The sequence below is a fragment of the uncultured Microbacterium sp. genome, from assembly GCF_947489255.1.
Classification (GTDB): domain Bacteria; phylum Actinomycetota; class Actinomycetes; order Actinomycetales; family Microbacteriaceae; genus Microbacterium; species Microbacterium phycohabitans.
Genome location: NZ_CANLCY010000002.1, coordinates 124,663 through 144,801, shown reverse-complemented (window position 1 = coordinate 144,801; position 20,139 = coordinate 124,663). Strand labels below are relative to the sequence as shown.

Below are 20,139 nucleotides of genomic sequence, written 5' to 3'. Positions count from 1 at the left end.
TGAATGCTACGTTCCCGAACCACACGTCGGCAGCGCGTCGAGATCGCCGCCCTCCCGGATCGTGCGCAGCACCGTCATCGACTGCTCGAGCGTCGAGGTCGAGAACACCCGGATGCCGTCGGGCACGTGGCCGACGACCTCGTTGCAGTTCGCCTCCGGGGCGAGGAACACCGTCGCCCCGGCATCCCGCGCTCCGTAGAGCTTCTGGCGGATGCCGCCGATCGGGCCCACGTTGCCGTCGGCGTCGATCGTGCCGGTGCCGGCGATGTGCTGGCCGCCGGTGAGGTCGCCTTCGCTCATCTTGTCGATGATGCCGAGGGCGAACATCATGCCGGCGCTCGGTCCGCCGACGTCGTTGAGCTGGATCTTGACGTCGACCGGCAGGTCGAAGGACTCCTGCAGCCCGATGCCGAGCAGCCACTGCCGCTGACCGTCCACCTCCGTCTGCTTCGGCGTGACCGTGACCGTGCCCGGGGCGTCGTCGCGGGTGTAGGCGATGGTGACCGGAGCGCCCGCGGCGGCCTGCACCGCGGCGCGGACCGCGTCGACGTTGGCCGCGGCGACCGCGTCGACCGAGGTGATGACATCGCCCACCTGCAGCGCGCCCGCGGCGGCTCCGGCGTCGTCGACCGTTCCGACGGCGATCTCGCCGGGCACGTCGTACCCGAGCTCGCGCAGGGCAGCGGCGCTGGCCTCGAGCTGCGAGTCGCTCATCAGGGCGGCGTTCTCGGTGTTGCGCTGCTCGGTCGTCTGACCGGCCGGGAAGATGCGGTCGATCGGCACCACGGCTCGGGAGCGGTCGAACCACGCCTGCGCCAGCTCGAACCACGAGGGCGTGCGCTCGCGGTTGCCGCTGACCTGCACCGTGAGCAGGTCGAGCTGACCGGTCGTCGTGGTGTCCTTCTCCTCGGGCACGGTGATGAGGGGCACCTCCTGACCGTCGGCGGTCGTGGTGCTGCCGAGGGTGTTGAAGACGGGCCCGGGCTGCTGGATCACGTAGGCCGACGGCAGCAGCGACATCACCAACAGGATGACGAACGCCACCGCGAGCGACCACATGCCGACGACGGAGCCGCGCCACCAGCGCTGTCGGGGCGCGGGCGCGTGGGAGACGTTCTCATCGAACAGCGTCACAGTGGGGAGTCCTTCGTCGTGGTCGTTCGCGCGCGGCGTAAGCGGCGAGGGGCCGGGCCGACTGTTGCGGGGAAACGTGCGACTAGCGTAGATCTCGTTCCCCCAGACCTGGCTGAAAGGCGGCTGAAGTGGCAGACGACGACGACCGGAGCCCCGAGGACGAGTTCCAGGAGCTCATGCGTCGCCTCATGTCGGGCGACATCAGTGGCATCGACCCCGAGCAGCTCTCGCGCCTGTCGGGCATGCAGATCGACCCCGCGATGCTGCAGCAGGTCATGAACCAGCTCCAGGGCGCGTTCGCCGGCACGCAGGAGGGCGTCGACTGGAGCCTCGCCGAGCGGCAGGCCCTGCACATCGCCAATCAGGACGGCCTCGGGGTGACCACGGGCCAGCGCACCGATCTGGATCAGGCCTTCACCCTCGCCGGGCTCTGGCTGGGCGAGGCGACCACGATCAGCGACCTCCCGCGCCCGCCGCGCGCCGTCACGCGCGGCGCCTGGGTGAGCGCGACCCTGCCGGTGTGGCAGGAGCTCGCCGAGCCGGTGGCCACGAGCATCGCTGACGCGCTGACCGCCGCTCTCGGGCAGCAGGCACCGGAAGACATGCAGGACATGATCGCGGGCGCGGGCCGACTCATGCGCACCGTCGGCGGGTCCCTCTTCGCCACGCAGCTGGGCCACGTGGTCGGGCGTCTGTCGACCGAGGTCGTGGGCGGCGGCGACGTCGGCATCCCGCTCATGCCCGACGGCGACGCCGCGATCCTGCCGCAGAACTTCGCGGACTTCGGCCGCGACCTCGAGATCCCCGACGACCAGCTCGCCCTCTACCTCGCCACGCGCGAGCTCGCTCACGCGCGCCTCTTCCGGCACGCGCGCTGGCTGCGTCTGCACGTCATCTCGCAGGTGCGCGACTTCGCGCACGGCATCCGCGTCGACACCGACGCTCTGGAGGAGCTCGCCTCGCGCTTCGACCCGTCGCAGCCCGACGAGCTCCGCGGTGCACTCGAGAGCGGCGCGCTGCTGCCCGAGCGCTCCGAGGAGCAGACGGCGGCGCTAACGCGCCTCGAGAACCTGCTCGCCACGATCGAGGGCTGGGTCGACGTCGTGACGGAGGACGCCACCTCGCGCCTGCCCTCGGCCGCCCGCATCGCCGAGGCCGTGCGGCGTCGCCGCGCGGTGGGCGGTCCCGCCGAGCAGGCCCTCGGCTCGCTCGTCGGGCTCGAGCTGCGTCCTCGCCGCATGCGCGAGGCCGCGGCCATGTGGCGGGCCGTGACCGCGGCCGTCGGCGTCGAGGGGCGCGACGCGCTGTGGGACTACCCCGACCTCATGCCTTCGTCGGACGACATCGACGACCCGGCCGCGCTGATCGCGCGTGTCACCGCGACCTCCCGCGGCGAGGCCGCCCCCTCCGACGCCATGGACGACGCACTCGCCCAGCTGCTGGCCGAGGAAGCCGGCGGCGGACGAGCGGATGCCGGTTCCGAGGCGCCCTCCGCCGACGCGGACGGACACGCACCGACGGATGCCGACGGCTCGGGCCCCGAGGCGGACCCCGACGACGACGCCGCGCCGGGAGACCAGCGACCGGTGTGACGACGGTGATCGTGGCGAGGGGCGGAGGCTCCTCGCCACGATTTTTCGTGCACGGGGCGGAGGCCCGTTGTCGCGATTGCGCGCCCGGGGCGGAGGCCACACGGTGTTGCGTGTCCGGGGTGGAGGCCCTTGTCGCGATTACTCCCGGGGCGGAGGCCACGCGGCGTCGCGTGTCCGGGGTGGGAGCCCGTCGTCACGGTCTCTCACCTGGGCTGATCGGTCGCCGGGGCTGCTGCCGGCCGTGCGGAGGACGCCTCCTCCCCACCCCGTCTCCGCGGACGGGTGCGTGTGGACAACGGCATCCGCGGACGGTTGACGCGCGATGATCGGGCCATGATCCGCCTCTCCCCCTCCGCCGTCCCTCTCTGGCGCGACGACGGTCGCGTGCAGTTCGGTGCTCCGGCCCTCGCCGTCACGCCTTTCGCCGCCGAGTGGGTGGACGTCGTCGTGAGCGCTCTCGTCGAGGGCACCACGCGCGCGGCCGTGCGCAGCCTGGCGCGCCTGCACGGGGCGCCCGCAGGCGCGGCCGACGAGCTGCTCGCGGAGATCGCCCCGGCGCTCCGCGCCCGCCGGCGGCATCCGCCGATCGTGCTTCAGACCGCCGACGACCTGCCGCCGCGCGTCGTCCGCGCCGTCCAGGCCGCTCTTCCCGCGCGCAGCCGCGTCCTTCCGTGGGCCGGACCGGCGGCGGAGACGGCTCCACCGGGCGCCGCGGTGGTGATGCTCGGCGCGTTCCGCGTCGACCCGCGCCGAGCGGCGACGTACATGCGCGACGACGTCACGCACCTGCCGCTCACGCTCGACGGAGGGCGGGCGCGGATCGGGCCCGTGGTGCGGCCGGGCCGCACGGCGTGCTTGGCGTGCCTCGACGCCGACCGCCGTCGCGACGATCCGCACTGGCCGGTGGTGGCCGCGCAGCTGGTCGGACGCCCCCGACCCGACGTCGACGTCGCCCTCGCCGCAGAGGCGGGGCGCGCCGCGCGTTTCCTGCTCAGCGCGCCGAGCGGGGCGACGACGCGGTCGCTGCGCCTCGACGTCGATTCGTTCCCGCGGGTCTGGGAGCTGCATCGACCGAGTGCAGACTGCCACTGCCGATCTCCCGCAGGAAGCGCGACGGCGACCGCTCCATGCGCCCGAAGCCGCGAGCCCAGCTGACCGACAGCGTCCGCGCCGCGCGCGTGACCCCGACGTAGGCGAGACGACGTTCCTCGTCGACCGCCTCGAACGTCTTTGCGTACGAGATGGGCAGCAGCCCCTCGCTGACACCGATGAGGTAGACGTGGTCCCATTCGAGACCCTTCGCGGCGTGCAGCGTCGCCAGAGTGACCGTGCGGGTCGTCGGCTCGTGCTGGTCGCGCGCGCGTGCCTGCAGGTCGTCGGTGAAGCCGCGCAGGTCGGTGCCCTCCGGCGCCTCCTCGGCCAGGCGCAGCAGCGCCGCGCGCGCCTCCCAGGCCTCGCGCAGGGCACCGCCCGCCTCCGGCGGATCATCGGTGAGCCCCACGCTGCGCAGCACGTCTCGCACCGTCGGGAGGAACCCGGTCTGCATCGGAGCCACCGAGGCGGCCCGCAACGCCATGAGGGCCTGACGCACCTCCGGCAGGTCGAAGAACTTGCGTCCCCCCAGCACGGAGGCCGCGATCCCCACCGCGGCGAGGGCCGTCAGCACCGCGGCGGACTGCGCGTGCGAGCGGTAGAGCACCGCGACGTCGTGCGGATCGACACCGCGGGCCAGAGCCTCCGCGATCGAGCGCGCGACGGCCTGGGCCTCGGCCTCGTCGTCGTCGAACGCGCGCACCGTCGGCACGGGCGCTTCGTCGGCGCGGGCCGCGACCAGCTCGAGGGCACCCGCGCGGCCCCGCATGAGGTCGTTGGCGACGGCCAGCACGGGCGCGGCGGAGCGGTAATTGCGCTCGAGGCGCACCACCCGCGCGTCGTCGTGGGTGCGTTCGAACTCGAGCAGGTAGCGCGCGTCGGCTCCGGTGAAGGAATAGACCGTCTGACTCGCGTCGCCGACGACGCACAGGTCGCGCCGATCGCCGAGCCACAGCTCGAGCAGACGGTTCTGCAGGGGCGAGACGTCCTGGTACTCGTCGACCGTGAAATGCCGGTACTGCTCGCGCACCGCCGCCGCGACCCGCGGCTCCGCCTCGATCATGCCCGCGCACGTGAGCAGGACGTCTTCGAAGTCCATCTGCCGACGCTCGTCCTTGAGCTTCTCGTAGGCGCGCTGCAACGCGACCACCTGGTCGACACCGAGTCGGCCGACGCCCTCGGGACGATCGGCCGCGTACTGTTCGATCGAGCGCAGCGTGACCTTGCGCCACTCGATCGACGCCGCCACGTCGCGCAGGGTCGAGGTGTCGGGCGCGAGTCCCACCCCATCGGCGGCGTGCGCGAGCATCCGCACCTTGTTGTCGATGATCGAGGGGGCCTGGTCGCCCGCGAGCGTCGGCCAGAAGAAGTTGACCTGGGCCAGGGCTGCGGCGTGGAACGTGCGCGCCGACACCCCCGACACGCCGAGAGCGCGCAGTCGGCCGCGCATCTCGCCCGCCGCTTTCGCGGTGAAGGTCACCGCCATCACTCGCTGCGGCGAATAGGCGCCCGTGTCGACGCCGTGCGCGATGCGCCGCGTGATCACGCGGGTCTTGCCCGTGCCGGCTCCCGCGAGCACGCAGACGGGCCCCCGCAGGGCGCGCGCCGCCTCGAGCTGGTGCTCGTCGAGTCCGTCGAGGGGCCCGGTCATACGACGCCCCGGAACCAGTCGTCGATCAACCTGCGGGCGATGGATGCCGGCCCGGGCAGCTGCACCGGCCCCTCGCCACGCAGCGACGCGCCGATCTCGTCGCGGTCGAACCAGCGCACCTCGACGATCTCCTCGCCGTCGGCGCGGGCCTCGTCGTCGGCGACGACGCGCGCGCGGAAGCCGAGCATCAGCGAACGCGGGTACGGCCACGCCTGCGAACCGCGGTACGAGATGCCGTCGAGCCGCACACCGGCTTCTTCGCCGACCTCGCGACGCACCGCGTCTTCGAGCGATTCCCCGGCTTCGGCGAATCCCGCGAAGCAGGAGTACCGATCGCCGCCCCACGCGGCATTCGCCCCCAGAAGGATGCGATCGTCCGATCCCGCCGACTGCACCAGCACGATCACCGCCGGGTCGGTGCGAGGGAAGTGCTCGCGACCGCACGACGGGCAATGCCGTGACCATCCCGCGTGCCGGAGGTCGGTGCGCGAGCCGCATGCCGGGCAGAACGGCGCGTCACGCAGCCAACCCGCGAGAGCGACGGCGGTGGTGAAGACCTCCGCCTCCGATTCGGGCAGATCGCCCCCGGCCGCACGCAGTGCGGCCCACTCGGCATCCGGAACGAGGTCGTCGGGTGCGTCGTCGGGCACCACCGCGAGCAGGATCGCCGCGCCGTCGGCGCTTCGACCGAGGAACGCCCATTCGCGGACGGCCGGCCAACCGGATGCCAGGTGCCCCACGTCGACGAGCACGAGGCGACCCGCGCGAACCGGTGCGGCGTCGCGACGCACGACCAGGACACGGGTCGAGGCGTCGGCGCGCACGCGCTCGACGAGGAGATCATCGTCGCGCTCCGCGCCGGAGCGGTCGAGGCGCAACGGGAGCGGGGGTTCGACCGGGGCGGGCGCGGAATGCGGCATCTGACACCTCTCTGACGGGCGGACGCGGACGGACGGATCAACGGCCCGACCTCACCGCAGAAGGGCGTGGCGCGGGCGGACGGGTGAAAGCCCGACCTACCCTGGGGGCATGGCACGCTCGCCCCTCATTTTAGCCGCGTCGGCGACGGCGGCCCTGCCGCGCACCGCCATCACCAACGTCAGCGTGCTGACGGAGAACACCGGTGGACGCTTCGATTCCGCCCTCGCTCGAACCGACGACGGACGCGAGGTCGTCGTGCGCATGCCGGCGAGTGAGGAAGCCTCGGCCGATCTCGCCGCCGAGGCCCGAGCGCTCCACGCGCTCACCGCGGGTGTGCGGGCCCTGCTGCCCTTCGCGGTGCCGGAGGTGCTCGGCGAGGCCGGTTCCGGCATCCAACGCGTCCTCGTCGTCGATCACATCGACGGGTACCGCATCGACCCCGCGCACCTGCCCAAGGGCCCGGGCTACGCCCCCGCGATCGGTGCGGCGCTGGCCGCGGTGCACGCGCTCCCCGTATCGATCGTGCGCACCGACGGTCTCCCCGTACGCTCCTCCGAGCAGGTGCGCGACGACGTCACGCGCCTCCTCGACCGCGCCGACGCCACCGGCCGGGTCGGCGACGATCTCATGATGCGCTGGCGGCGTGCGGTCGAGGTCGACGACCTCTGGCGTTTCGAGTCCGCCGTCATCCTCGGCGGGGCGACGAGCTCCTCCGTCGTGCTCGCGGACGACGAGCACAGCGTGCCGCACGTGATCGGCATCCTGGAATGGGCGGGGCTCAGCGTCGGCGACCCCGCCGTCGACCTCCGCTGGCTGGCCTCGGCGCCGCTGGCGGCCGACGACGTTCACGCGGGGTACGCCGCCGCCGGCGAACGCTCCCCCGACCCGCTGCTGCGCGAACGCGCCCGCCTGTACGCGGAGCTCGAATTCGCCCGCTGGCTCGTCCACGGTCACGACGCCGGTGAGAGCGAGGTCGTCGCCGACGCGGTCGCCCTTCTCGACGCCCTGGCGGACGGCGTGCGCGGCGACCACATCGTGCCCGACTCGCGCAGCGACATCGACGACGCCCTGGCCCTCGTCGAATCCGTCCCGCCCGTCGTCGCCCCCGCCGTCGTCGACACGTCGATGCAGACCGACGCCTACGACCCCGAGGCCCTGTCGCTCTACCTCTCCGCGGAGCGCGATCGCGTGGCTGCGGCCGAAGCACTCGCGGAGGCGCTCGAATCCCCCGGACCGGATGCCGAGACCGGCGCCATCCACGTCGACGACCTGCCCGCGCGCGACGACGTCGACCCCGAGGAGACCGCGCCGATCGACCTCGACGGGTGGGATGACGACGTCGCCCGCGCTCCGCAGTCGCGCGGCGAGACGGAGACGGACGCGTCGTGGGGCTCGTCCGACGCGGAGCCCGTGAATCGCGAGCGCTCGGAACCGTCCGGCGCGCAGGGCCCGTCGTTCGGCGGATCGTCCTTCCGCGACTCGCCGGTCCGCGACTCGCCGGTCCGCGACTCGCCGGTGAGCGGCGCACCGGTCAGCGGCGCGCCGGTCCACGGGTCGTCGATCGGCGACTCGCCGCAAGGCGACTCGGCGCACGGCGACTCGGCGGTCGACGACGAGGAAGACGCCGCGCGCGCGAGCCGCGCGGCGCTGCGCCGTTGGGGCGTGGCGGGCGACAACGCCTGAGGCGGAAGCCGAACCTCACCCCGGCGGTTCGAGGCGCGGATCTCGCCCTGGGACGCCTATAACTCCTCAAGGCGCGCACCTCACCTCGAGGCGCGCATCTCATCACCCGGGGGCGCGCGGCTCACCTCGGGGGCGCAGCTCACCGGCGGGCGCGCAGCCTACCGGCGCACGCGCAGCTCACCGGCGTACGCGCAGCTCACCGGCGGGCGCGCAGCTCACCGGCGTGCGCGGATCTCGTTTCGGGGCGCGTATCTCCCCTTGGGGCGCAAGACATACGCCCCGAAGAGAGAATCAGGCCCCGAACCGGTCGCGCGCACGTCCTGCCGCACCCACGCCGACATCCGCGACCCGTCCACGCGGCGACCTCGAGTCAGCCGCGCAGCACCAGCTCGTCACCGACGTAGAAGAGCGCGACATCGATGCGGTCGAGGTCGATGCCGTGCTTCGCGTGGTACGCCTCCCGGTACAGCTCCAGCTGCACCATGCGCGCGCGGCGCTCGGCCTCGCTCGTGGGAGGGCGGCCCGTCTTCCAGTCGACGATCTCGTACCGGTCGCCGCGTCGGTACACGGCATCCAGCTTGCAGATGACGACGTGATCGCGCCCGTCGAGCCGTCGGGTGACGAAATCGATCTCGGTTTCGACCTCGAGCGGCCGCAGCGGCGCCCATTCCGATCGCTCGAAGCAGTCGCGCAGGCGCTGCAGCTCCGCGGCGTCGGCGGTCGACGCGCCCGCCTCATCGTCGTCCCAGAGCGCGTCGTCGTCGAGACCGATCCCCGATCCGACGAGTCCCGAGCGCTGTTCGACCCACGCGTGGAACAGCGTGCCGAGGCGTGTCTGACGATAGGGACGCTCCGGCATCGGGCGACGCAGGTCTTCGACGGCGCCCCCGTAATCGGCGATGAAGTCCTTGAACTTCGATGCCGGGATGCGCGTGGGGGCCGGCGCGTGCGCCGGGCGCAGCCGATCGGCCCGCTCGGCCAGCAGCAGCTCGAGGTCGGGGTCCGCGTCGGCCGCAGGCTGCGCCCTGGCCGCCTGCGCCTGCGTCACGGCGGCCGCGACCGCCGTGCGGCGTGAGCCCAGCGGATCGAGCGGCCAGTGCAGCAGCCGCCGTTCGCCGTCGTAGGGATCGTCGCCCGGCTCATCGATCACCAGGTCGATGCCGAGAGCCTCAACGGCCTCGTCGAGGAAGACGCTCGGACGTCGGGGCCGCTTCGTTCCCGACCAGCTCGACCCCGACAGCAGCAGATGGTCGCGAGCCCGGGTGAACGCGACATACGCCAGGCGACGGTCCTCGTCGAGCTGGCGCGCGCGATTGTCGGCGACGAAGGCGTCGATCGCGGCCTTCAGGTCCTGCTGCGTCTCGGCGCCGCGCCACGCGAACACCGGCAGCCAGGCGGAGTCGCCACGGAACTCCGAGGGCAGGATGCCGAAACCCAGCCACCCCTTGGTGTCGCGCGCGAGAGAGGGCAGCTCGTCGGTCACGAGGCGCACCACGGCCACGGCATCCCACTCGAGGCCCTTCGACCCGTGGATCGTGAGCAGCTGCACGACGTCGTCTTCGGGCGGCTCGGTCCGCGGAGCGAACTCGTCGGCCTGCTCGGCGTGGTCGAGCCAGGCGAGCAGGCTGGACACCGATCCGGACTCGTCGGCGGCCAGGAACCCGCGGATCTCGTCAACGAAGGCCCGCAGCTGCGCCGAGGCGATGCGCGCGGGACCGCGTGCCTCGTTCGCCGCGAGCTCGATGTCGAGCCGAAGCTCCGTCTCGATCAAGCGGATGAGCTCGGGCACCGGAGCGCCCACGCTGCGGCGCAGCCCCGCGAACACCGCCCCCGCCTCGCGCAGCCGAGCGCGGCCGTCGGGGGTGATGTCGGCCAGCCACTTGTGAGTGTCGCTCTGTCGCGTGACGAAATCGAGCGCATCGACGAGCGAGGCGCGGTCGGCGCCCGGCGTCGACCGCAGTCGATCGACGACGTCGGGGGCCAACGGCTGCAGAGCCACGTCGTGCGTGGCCAGTCGCCGGGCCACCTGGGCCAGCGCACGGAGATCGGCGAGACCCACCGCCCATCGCGGGCCGGAGAGCAAGCGGATCAGCGCCGAGCCCGCTTCGGGGTCGCTGATCACCCGGAGGACGGACACCACGTCGACCACCTCGGGCGTGGTGAGGAGGCCGCCGAGTCCGAGGATGCGGTGCGGGATCCCGCGTCGTCCGAGGGCGTCACCGAAACGCACCATGTGCTTCTTGCTGCGGAAGAGCAGCGCCCCGGTCGTGGAGCGCCCGTGAGCGGCACGGGCGGCACGGACGCCGACGAACCACGCCGCCACCCGGTCGGCCTCCGCGTCGAGGTCGTTCTCGAAGACCGTCTCGACGAGTCCCTCCGGCGCTCCCGGCCGGGAACGCAGCTCCTCGACCGCCACCGCCGCCCGGGGCGCCAGAGGGGCGAGTACCGCGTTCGCCGCGGTGAGCACCTGCGCGCTGTTGCGCCAGCTCGTCAGCAGAGCGAAGCGCTGACACTCGGCGCCGGGCGCGAACGCCTCGGGAAATCCGCCCAGGTTGCCCGCGCTCGCTCCGCGCCACGCGTAGATGGCCTGGTGGGGATCGCCCACCGCCATCACGCCCGTGCCGCCGAACAGCGTCGCCAGCAGGTCGGTCTGCACGACGGAGGTGTCCTGGTACTCGTCGAGCAGCACCACGCGGTAGCGGGCGCGCAGCTCGGCGACGACGGCCGGATGCTCCCGCGCGATGCGCAGGGCACCGGCCACCTGGTCGGCGAAGTCCATCACCCCGAGGCGGGCCTTCTCGCGGTCGTAGGCGGCGGCGAGCGTCGCCAGCAGCGACAGCGCCGAGACCTTCGCCGCGGCCTCGCCGACCTCTTTGTAGACGCTCACCCGTGCGGACGTCGAGGGCCGCTCCACGATGCGTCCGAACTGCTCGGGGAATGCGGCGAGCTCGTCAAGATCGACGAGGTTGTCGACGCCATCGCGTGCGATGCGCAACGCGGCGTCGATCAGCGTGCGGGGCGACTCCTGACGCTCCTCGAGGCGCGGATCGTCGGAGGCGAACACCACGCGCCGCATGAGCAGCCACGCGGCCGACTCCGACAGCACCGCGGCCTCGGCATCCCGACCGATCCGCAGGCCGTGCTCGCGCACGATCGAGTCGGCGAAGCTGTTGTACGTCGACACCGTCGGTCGGTGCAGGAGCTGGTCGTCGTCGCGCGTACCCGGCACCTCGGCGCCGGTCTCCGCCACCAGCGCATCGAGCGCCTCGCGGCGTGCCGCGTCGCCTCGCGCGCCCTCGACACCGGCGAGTTCCGCGAAGACCGCGAGGCGACCGGCCGCGTGCAGACGCGGCAGGAAGGGCAGGAGCCCGCGCGCCTCGAACTCCGACAGGCGCTGCAGTCGGCGCTGGATGCGCTCGGCCAACTCCCCCGCGGCTTTGCGCGTGAAGGTGAGGCCCAGCACCTCGTCGCGGCGCACCAGGGCGTTCGCGACGAGCCACACCACCCGACCGGCCATCGTCTCGGTCTTGCCGCTGCCGGCGCCCGCGACGACGAGGGCGGGCGCGAGCGGCGCCTCGATGACGGCGGTCTGTTCGGCGGTGGGAGGGAACTGCCCGAGGGCGGCGGCGATGGTCGCCGCAGACAGCATCTCGCTCATGACGCGCTCACCGCCGACACCGTGTGAATGCGGCACAGGCCGTACGAGAACTCGTCACGGCAGTGCACCTCGTAGGGGGCGGCGAACGACGTGCCGCGCATGATGTCGACCGCTCCCCGCACCCGCGCGACGAAGGCCGCGCGCTGCTCGTCGTCGAAGGGCTTCTGCGTCGGCTCGGCGTAGTCCTTCGTCGCGGCGGTCGGACGCAGCACGAGCAGTTTCGCCCCGCCGGATGCCAGCCCCGCCACCTGCTCGATCGCGCCCGACGAGAACGCCAGCTGGTACGCCGCCAGCTGCGGGTTGTCGGCGACCTTGGCGTCGGTCTGCGGTTCGCTCTTGCCCGTCTTCAGGTCGACGATGACGACCTCGCCGGACGGCGTCAGCTCCACCCGATCGATGTCACCGCTGAGCACGGCGCCGTGCTCGCCGGCATCCGGGATCGGGATGGGCACCTCGAAGTGCCGCTCCGCGCCGATGAGTCGGCCGCCGGCGTCGTCGAAGCGTCGCAGGTACGCGGCGAGCCGCCGCACGAGGTCGCGGGCCCGCGTCCGCTCCGCGCGGTCGCGCCAGGGCGCGTCGAACACGAGTTCCCCCCACCTCTCGTCGACCACGGCCCACAGATCGTCTTCGGACGAGGATGCCGCGGTCTCGAGCGCCGCGTGGATGATGGTCCCGATGCCGGCCGTCGTGCCGCCGCGATCGCCGCCGAGGTCGGCGATCACCCAGTCGAGCTGGCACTCCTCGAGCGCGTGCAGGCGCGACGGCGAGACGCGCACGTCTTCGCGGTCGAGGTCGCGCAGCGGCGCCGTGGAACTCGGCGGTGCGACGCCGTACCACTCCTCGACGGCGGCACCGGCGACTCCGGCGCCCGCGAGGATCGCGAGTTGGGCGGCGGCGTGCGCACGCTCACCCGCGGGGACGCGCGCAGCGGTGAGGGAGCGGCGGTGCCGGGCGACGAGCCCGCGCAGCGACAGCGGATGCTCGGGGATGGCCGCGGCGGGTTCGGGAGTGGGGAGCATCTCGAACAGCACGCTGGGCCCGGTGTCGTCGTCGTCGACGGCCGTCACGATGAGCAGGGCGTCGGCGCGACTGATCGCGCGCACGAACAACCGCAGCTCGTCGTGCATCGCGGCGCGGCGACGGTCGAGCATGCCGGCGGCGGGGAGGTCGGGGTTCTGCACGGCATCGGCCAGGCGCCATGTCTCGAGGAGACCCCCGCGCAGCCGCGTGTTCGGCCACACCCCGTCTTGCACTCCCGCGATCACGACGGTGTCGAAGGCCGTCCCGGCGGCGGCGGCCGGGGTGAGCACCCGCACGGTGTCGACGACGGCGGGCTGCTCGATGCGGTCTTCGGCGACGTCGCTGTCGAGCACCGACCGCAGGAACACCGACGCTTCTCCGTCGGGTTCGCGCTCGGTGAATCGCTTCGCCGCCTGGAACAGCGCCACGACCGCGTCGAGGTCTCGGTCGGCCTGTTCAGCGACCGCGCCGTGTCCGCGCGCCGCCTCGCGCCAGGTGCGCGCGAGGGCGCTGCGCTCCCACGCCGTCCACAGCAGCTCGTGCGCGGTGGCCTGCCGCAGGGCCTGGCTGCGCAGAGCGCCCAGCGTCTCGCCGAGGCGGATCGCGCGGCGCGCCTCGCGGGAGTCGATCGCGGCGAGCTCGAGGGGGAAGCGCACGCCCGACACCAGCAGGTCGGTCGCGGCGCGCGTCCCCCCGGCCGCGACCTCGTCGTGACGCAGCGCCGTGCGCAGTCGCCGCAACTCGATGGCATCGAACCCGCCGAAGGTGCCGCGCAGCGCGTCGATCACGTCGTCGGCCACCCACTCGTCGGGATCCTTCGCACCCAGCTCGACGAGGCGCACGAGGTCGCGCACCGGGCGCTGCACCCCCAGCGCCAGTCCGGGGCCGCTCGCGCGGGCCGGCACCTCGCGCGCCGCCAACTCGGCCTCCAACGTCGCGACCTGCCGGGAGTCGTGCGCGATGACGGCGCAGGAGCTCCAGGGAACGCCGTCGAGCACATGGCGTTCGCGCAGCAGACGAGCGATCGCGTCGGCCTCCTCCGCGGGCGAGCGCAGCAGGTACGTGCGCACCGACCCCTGCGCGGGCGCCCCCTCGGGCGCGCGCCGGTGCGCGACGACACCGGCGGCCCCGATCCGGGATGCCACCTGCCGCACCAGGTCGATCTGCTCGGGCGTGCCGCGATGCGGCGTGCCGAGCGCCGCGGTCGCGCCGAGCTCTCGGGCGAGACGCGCGAAGTTCTCGGGGGTGGCGCCGCGGAAGGCTCCCGATCCGACGTCGGGATCGCCGAAGGCGACGACCCCGATCCCCAGGCCGCGGCAGGCCCGCAGCAGATCGATGCCGCCCGCGGTCAGTTCCTGCGCGTCGTCGACGAGGATGCACCGCAGCGACGAGAACCGCCCGAGCAGGTCGCGCTCGGAGCGCGCGGCGTCGAGCACCGAAACGGCCTCGCGCGCGAGATCGGCCGCGTCGCGGTGGGCACCGCGCATGGCGGCGCGCACCGCGCGGTACTCGTCGGCGAACGACGCGAGCGATGCCCACACCGGGAGGTCGTGACGTTCGGCGAGGCGGGTGAGGTCGCTCGAGGCGACGCCGAGCTCGGTGCACTCGGCGAGGAAGGCGCGGAGGTCGCCGCGGAAGCCGCGCGTGGCGCGGATCGTCGGCCCCAGCCAGTCGGGCCAGCGCGACGCGCCCTCGAGCTCGTCGAGCGCATCGCCCTCGAGCAGATCACGGATGATCTGATCCTCGTCGCCGCCGGTCAGCAGCTGCGGCGGCTCGGCACCCCGGCGCACCTCCGCCCCGCGCACCAGGTGGAACGCGAACGACGCCACCGAGCGCGCCAGGGCGCCCGAGGTGGCGCGGTCGACCGCGAGGGCGAGGGGGTCGCGCAAGGCCGTCGCCGCGGGTCGAGTCGGGGTGAGCACCAGCAGGTCGTCCGGATCGACACCGGATGCCACGAGCTCGCGCACACGAGAGAGCAGTGTCGTCGTCTTCCCCGACCCCGGGGCGCCGACCACCACACCGCTCGCGTCGGCGGGCCAGGCCACGACGACGCGCTGATCGGCGTCGAGACCCCCGCGCTCCCGCACGGCACCGGGGGCGGCGGCATCCGTCGATTGCATGTGCTCCACGCTAATCGCGACCTCCGACATCGGCCGGGCGCCACGGGCGGGTCGTCGAGGTCGCGTGCGGGCCGGGGCCGGTGCGACGGCCCGTGCGGCGCCGCGTTCGCCGTGCGCGAAGCCGCCCGTGCGACGGGCTGTCGTGTCGGAAGCCTGCCCTAGAGTCGAAACACGCGCCGGGCCGACCGCGGCCCGCGGGGAAAGGACGCATCGTGGAGATCCGCATCGGCATCATCAACACCGGCCGTGAGCTGAACTTCGAGACGAACGAGAGCTCCGACGTCGTCAAGTCGACCATCGCCTCGGCCCTCGACAGCTCTGCCAGCCACGTCACCTTCACCGACGTCAAGGGCAACTCCTACCTCATCCCGACCGCCAACCTCGCCTTCGTCGAGCTGGGCACCGAAGAGTCGCGCCGCGTCGGCTTCGTCGCCTGACCCCTCGCCGTGCAGATCCTGCTCGGTCTCGTCATCGGTGCGGTGATCGGGCTGGCGGCGCATTTCGCGCTCCCGGGCCGGCACCTGCGCGGTGCCGCGCTGGCTCCCCTCGCGGGGGCGGCGGCAGCAGCCGTGGTGTGGACCGCGCTCACCTGGGCGGGTTTGGGTGAGTCCCCGCTGGTCTGGGTGCTCGCCGTGATCGCCCCGGTGGCCACGACAGTGCTGCTGGTCGTCCTCGTCACTCGCGCGCGCCTGTCGCGCGACGAGGTCGACCGCTCGCGGTTGCCCGTCTGAGCCCGCGCACCCGGCATCACCTCTGCCGCTTTCGCGCGATCATCGGCGCCGCGAGCTCCCGGCACGTCGGATGCCGTCGACTCAGGCGGCGAGCCCCATGGCATCCATCCGACGGGCGTGCGCACCCATCAGTTCGCTGAAGACGGGTTCGACCTTTGCCTCCTCGGCGCGGTCGAGGTGCCCGTGGCGCAGCGCCGCCCGAGCGACGAGCAGCGTGTCGCCGACGAGTCGGCGGCCCCACAGCGCGAGCAGCCAGCGCCACTCCTCATCGCTGTCGATGGTGGCTCCGAGGATGTCGACGATCGCCTGCCGGTCGTCATCGGCCCGCAGGATGCGGGCGACGCGGCGCCCCGTGTCGCCGTAGCTCGACGACAGCGCGAGATAGAAGTCGTCGAGGAGCCCCGCCGTGATGTGCACGGTGAGCATGGTCTCCTGCGGACGGACGCCGTGGGTGTTGCGGCGGAACGCGTCGAGCGACTCGCGGAACGGCAGCATGAGCTGCGTCGGGTCGCCACCGCGCTCGCGGATGACCGCGACGAGCTCCTGGTGCTTGATCAGCGCCGCCCCGGCCGCCCGCGAGAGGGACTCCTTCTCAGCGAGCTCGGGGGTGAGAGCGATCAACTCGCTCAGGGTCTCGAAGAAGCCCAGCTGCAGATAGGCCGCCTGGCCGAGGAAGGTGTCGATGTCGGGAGCGAGCTCCGCGAAGTCCACGCGCATGGCCTCGCCGAGGTCTCCCCTCGAGCGCAGCTGCAGCGTGCGGCCGACCGGGCGCTGACGACGACGAAACCACTCGAACACGCCCCCAGCCTAGGCGTCCGGGGCCCGCGGAGACACGCCGGGTAGAGTGGACGGGTCCCGGCGATGGATCGGGACCCCGCGCCTGTGGACGAGTGAGGCGTGGATACGACTCCCCCAGGCGGTCTCTCGCCGCCGGAACAGGCACGCACATGACGACATTCGCCGAGCTCGGCATCGATCAGGACATCGTCGATGCCCTCGCATCCAAGGGCATCGTCGATGCCTTTCCCATCCAGGAGCAGACGATCCCCCTGGGCCTTCCCGGACAGGACATCATCGGCCAGGCCAAGACGGGTACCGGAAAGACGTTCGGCTTCGGCATCCCCGTCGTCCAGCGCCTCGGTCTCGACCCCGAGCCCGGGGTGAAGGCCCTCATCGTCGTCCCCACGCGCGAGCTCGCGGTGCAGGTCTACGAAGACATGGACATGCTCACCAGCAACCGTTCGACCAGCGTCGTCGCGATCTACGGCGGCAAGGCGTACGAGGGCCAGATCGACCAGCTCAAAGCCGGCGCGCAGATCGTGGTCGGCACGCCCGGTCGCCTGATCGACCTCGCCAACCAGCGCCTGCTCGACCTGTCGCACGCGACCGAGGTCGTGCTCGACGAGGCCGACAAGATGCTCGACCTCGGTTTCCTCGCCGACATCGAGAAGATCTTCTCGAAGGTCCCGCCCGTGCGTCACACGCAGCTGTTCTCGGCGACCATGCCCGGGCCCATCGTCGCCCTCGCGCGACGCTTCATGTCGAACCCGATCCACATGCGCGCCAACGACCCCGACGAGGGACTCACGCAGGCGAACATCAAGCACCTCGTCTACCGCGCGCACTCGCTCGACAAAGACGAGGTCATCGCCCGCATCCTGCAGTCCGAGGGTCGCGAGAAGGCCGTCATCTTCACGCGCACCAAGCGCGCCGCCCAGAAGCTGATGGACGAGCTGGGCGACCGCGGATTCAACGCCGCCGCCGTGCACGGCGACATGAGCCAGGAGGCCCGCGAGCGCTCGATGGCCGCCTTCAAGGCGGGTAAGAAAGACGTGCTCATCGCCACCGACGTCGCCGCCCGCGGCATCGACGTCAACGATGTGACCCACGTGATCAACCACACGATCCCCGACGACGAGAAGACGTACCTGCACCGGGCCGGCCGCACCGGCCGCGCCGGCAAGACCGGCATCGCGGTGACCTTCGTCGACTGGGACGACGTGCACAAGTGGGCGCTCATCAACCGCGCGCTCGAGTTCGGCCAGCCCGAGCCGACCGAGACCTACTCCTCGAGCCCCCACCTCTACACCGACCTCAACATCCCCGAGGGCACCAAGGGCCGCCTGGTGACGGCGCCGAAGGCCGTCGCGCCCAAGCAGGTCGAGAAGAAGACCGAGGGCCAGGATGCCGAGGGCGACCGCGCCCCGCGTCGTCGCCGTCGTCGCGGCGGATCGTCCACGGGCGACTCGGCCGCCGAGAGCACCCCGCGCACCGAGGGCGGCGCCGGCACGCACGACGGAGCGGGCAAGGAGCACCACGACGGCAACGCGGCCCCGCGCCGCCGTCGCCGCCGCCGCAGCGGTGGGGGCAGCTCGGGCGCCCCGACGGCCCCCGTGGCCTGACCGCAGACGCCGAGACGGCGCCGCTCCCCTCGGGGGCGGCGCCGTTCGTCGTTTCGACGCGTCCGGTCCGAGGATCAGGGAAAGACCGGAGCCGAGCCGCGGCCGCGAGCGAACAAGCGCGCGACCATGTCGTCGGCGGTCGTGTTCTCGCCGGGCACGTTCGGCTTGCCGAGGCCGTGATAGTCGCTCGAACCGGTCACGATGAGGTCGCGCTCGGCGGCGAGGTCCGCCAGGAGGGCGGTCGGCTCGGGCAGGTTCTCGCGATGGGCGAGTTCGAAGCCCGCGAGTCCCGCCTCCAGCATCGCCTGCAGCACGCCGTCGGGCAGCAGCGCCCGCCCCGCCGGGTGGGCGATGATCGGCACGCCCCCGGCGCCCACGACGAGTTCGACCGCGGTCACGGGATCGGGGGCGTACAGGGCGACGTAGTAGTCGCCGGAAGGATGCAGGATGCCGGCGAACGCCTCCGTGCGGTCGGCCACGATCCCGCGCGCGACGAGCGCGTCGGCGATGTGGGGGCGCCCCACGGTGGCCCCGTCGGTCGTCTGGGCGACGATGTCGTCCCAGGCGATGTCGTAGTCGTGCGAGATGCGCTCCGCCATGATCTGCGCGCGGTCCAATCGGGACGACCGGATGCGATCGGTCATCGCCCGCAGGGCCGCGTCGTCGGGGTCGACGAGGTAGGCCAGCAGGTGCACGCTGCGCCAGCGGTGCCGGGCAGACAGCTCCATACCCGGGACGAACGTCATCCCGAGCGACGTGGCGGCCTCGGCGGCCTCGGCCCAGCCCGACGTCGTGTCGTGATCGGTGAGAGCGGCGGTCCGCACGCCGTGACGGTGCGCGGCGGCCATGACCTCGGCGGGCGGCTCGGTGCCGTCGGAGTGGGACGAGTGCAGGTGCAGATCGGCCGGTCCGAGGAATCGACGATCGCGTGGCACCCGTCGAGCGTAGCGCTCCGGCTCCCGCCCGAGCGCGGCGTCGCACTCCTCGCCGCGAGCGACCCCCGCCACCCGAGACGCTCGGGCGCCGCCCTGCCGGCATCCGTCGATCTCACAGACGGCTCGCCTAAGGTCGGGCAGGTGCGTCGACTGCTCGGATTCCTCGTCGCGCTCGTCTTCGCGGCGAGCGCTGCGGTGCTGACGTGGCCGTCGGCCTTCGGTCTCGAGCGGACGTTCCCGCTCGCGCAGATCATCTCGTTCCGGGCCGCGCTCGCGGCGGTTCTCGTGGCGGCGACGCTGCTGATGCTGTTGTTCGCGCTCGTCCGGCCGATCCGTGCGCTCGCTCTGGTGCTGGCGCTGATTCTGGGGGTCGCGGGCGGGGTCAACGTCGCGTTGCTGTCCCAGCGCGGACTCGGCACCGAGGGGCTGCCGGCGAAGACCGACACGAGCCTGCGCGTGATGACGTGGAACACCGCCGGATCGGCCACTTCGGCGGAGTCGATCGCCCAGTTCGCCGTGGGCATGCAGGCCGACGTCGTCACCCTTCCCGAGACGACCATCGACACCGGTGCCGAGGTCGCCGAACTCATGCGCGCCATGGGGCAGCCCATGTGGGCCCATCACGCCGAGTACGGCGAGTACGGCATCACGGGGTGGGATGCCACCTCGACCACCGTGCTCATCCGACCCGAGCTGGGCGACTACTCCGTCATCCAGTCCTCCCTCGACGGCTCCAGCAACACCTCCACCGTGCCCAGCGCTGTGGCGATGCCCGTGTCGGGTGACGGTCCGATCATCGTCGCGGCCCACGCCGTCGCGCCGCGCCAGGAGTACATGCCGCAGTGGCGCAGCGACCTGCAGTGGCTCGCCGACCAGTGCGCGAGCGACAACGTCATCCTCGCCGGCGACTTCAACGCGACCCTCGACCACATGACCGGGATGGGCGTCGAGGGCGGCACCCTCGGCCGGTGCCACGATGCGGCGTCCGACAGCGGCAACGGCGGAGTGGGCACCTGGCCCACCGATGCCCCCGCGCTCCTGGGCGCGCCGATCGACCACGTCATGGCCACGCCCGACTGGACCGTCTCGGGGTCGGTCGTGATGCGCTCCCTCGACGGCTCGGGCAGCGATCACCGCCCGATCGTGGTGCAGTTGGAGCGCACCGGGGGCTGAGCGGCTCCTCCCCAGCCCTCGTGCGCG

13 protein-coding genes are annotated in these 20,139 nt (G+C 72.7%); 6 read left to right on the top strand and 7 right to left on the bottom strand.

The window, feature by feature from the left end; all coding sequences use genetic code 11:
- Nucleotides 1-6: 6 nt before the first annotated feature.
- A complete protein-coding gene (locus tag Q0818_RS04575) occupies nt 7-1,134 on the bottom strand; it encodes a S16 family serine protease (protein WP_298872000.1) in 1,128 nt (375 codons plus the stop codon).
- A 128-nt stretch (nt 1,135-1,262) separates the two neighbouring features.
- Between Q0818_RS04575 and Q0818_RS04570 the strand changes: the two genes are divergently transcribed.
- Nucleotides 1,263-2,726 carry a zinc-dependent metalloprotease gene (locus Q0818_RS04570; protein WP_298871998.1) on the top strand — a complete coding sequence of 488 codons (1,464 nt, stop codon included), beginning with the start codon at nt 1,263-1,265 and terminating at the stop codon, nt 2,724-2,726.
- Between the two features lie 991 nt (nt 2,727-3,717).
- Here the strand turns inward: Q0818_RS04570 and Q0818_RS04565 are convergent.
- Both Q0818_RS04565 and nudC read right to left on the bottom strand, forming a co-directional pair.
- Nucleotides 3,718-5,469, bottom strand: coding sequence for an ATP-dependent helicase (locus tag Q0818_RS04565; RefSeq protein WP_298871995.1), 1,752 nt, complete (start codon nt 5,467-5,469; stop codon nt 3,718-3,720).
- Nucleotides 5,466-6,389 (bottom strand): NAD(+) diphosphatase, encoded by a 924-nt coding sequence (gene nudC, locus Q0818_RS04560; RefSeq protein ID WP_298871992.1) that lies wholly within the window; start codon nt 6,387-6,389, stop codon nt 5,466-5,468. The genes Q0818_RS04565 and nudC overlap by 4 nt, the downstream gene beginning before the upstream one ends.
- Nucleotides 6,390-6,498: 109 nt before the next feature.
- Here nudC and Q0818_RS04555 point away from each other — a divergent pair, with 109 nt between their 5' ends.
- The gene (locus Q0818_RS04555) at nt 6,499-8,073 is read left to right on the top strand and encodes a phosphotransferase (protein ID WP_298871990.1); all 1,575 of its coding nucleotides are present in this window, start codon (nt 6,499-6,501) and stop codon (nt 8,071-8,073) included.
- 370 nt (nt 8,074-8,443) lie between these two features.
- On the opposite strand, the gene Q0818_RS04550 is transcribed toward Q0818_RS04555, so the two are convergent.
- Together Q0818_RS04550 and Q0818_RS04545 are read right to left on the bottom strand one after the other, a co-directional pair.
- The gene (locus Q0818_RS04550; protein ID WP_298871987.1) at nt 8,444-11,731 is read right to left on the bottom strand and encodes an ATP-dependent DNA helicase; all 3,288 of its coding nucleotides are present in this window, start codon (nt 11,729-11,731) and stop codon (nt 8,444-8,446) included.
- A complete protein-coding gene (locus tag Q0818_RS04545; protein WP_298871985.1) occupies nt 11,728-14,871 on the bottom strand; it encodes an ATP-dependent DNA helicase in 3,144 nt (1,047 codons plus the stop codon). The genes Q0818_RS04550 and Q0818_RS04545 overlap by 4 nt, the downstream gene beginning before the upstream one ends.
- A gap of 212 nt (nt 14,872-15,083) precedes the next feature.
- Between Q0818_RS04545 and Q0818_RS04540 the strand changes: the two genes are divergently transcribed.
- Nucleotides 15,084-15,308: a DUF3107 domain-containing protein gene (locus Q0818_RS04540; protein WP_298871982.1), complete on the top strand. Its 225-nt coding sequence runs from the start codon at nt 15,084-15,086 to the stop codon at nt 15,306-15,308.
- A gap of 9 nt (nt 15,309-15,317) precedes the next feature.
- Nucleotides 15,318-15,602 (top strand): hypothetical protein, encoded by a 285-nt coding sequence (locus Q0818_RS04535; protein WP_298871980.1) that lies wholly within the window; start codon nt 15,318-15,320, stop codon nt 15,600-15,602.
- An 81-nt stretch (nt 15,603-15,683) separates the two neighbouring features.
- Here the strand turns inward: Q0818_RS04535 and Q0818_RS04530 are convergent, their stop codons facing one another.
- Entirely contained in the window at nt 15,684-16,400 is a 717-nt protein-coding gene (locus Q0818_RS04530) for a ferritin-like fold-containing protein (RefSeq protein ID WP_298871977.1), read from the bottom strand.
- A gap of 149 nt (nt 16,401-16,549) precedes the next feature.
- Here Q0818_RS04530 and Q0818_RS04525 point away from each other — a divergent pair, with 149 nt between their 5' ends.
- On the top strand, nt 16,550-18,004 hold the full coding sequence (locus tag Q0818_RS04525) for a DEAD/DEAH box helicase (RefSeq protein ID WP_298871975.1): 1,455 nt from the start codon (nt 16,550-16,552) through the stop codon (nt 18,002-18,004).
- A 74-nt stretch (nt 18,005-18,078) separates the two neighbouring features.
- Here Q0818_RS04525 and Q0818_RS04520 read toward each other — a convergent pair whose 3' ends face one another.
- Nucleotides 18,079-18,939 (bottom strand): PHP domain-containing protein, encoded by an 861-nt coding sequence (locus Q0818_RS04520; RefSeq protein WP_298871973.1) that lies wholly within the window; start codon nt 18,937-18,939, stop codon nt 18,079-18,081.
- Between the two features lie 141 nt (nt 18,940-19,080).
- Here Q0818_RS04520 and Q0818_RS04515 point away from each other — a divergent pair, with 141 nt between their 5' ends.
- A complete protein-coding gene (locus Q0818_RS04515) occupies nt 19,081-20,112 on the top strand; it encodes an endonuclease/exonuclease/phosphatase family protein (RefSeq protein WP_298871971.1) in 1,032 nt (343 codons plus the stop codon).
- Nucleotides 20,113-20,139 lie beyond the last annotated feature (27 nt).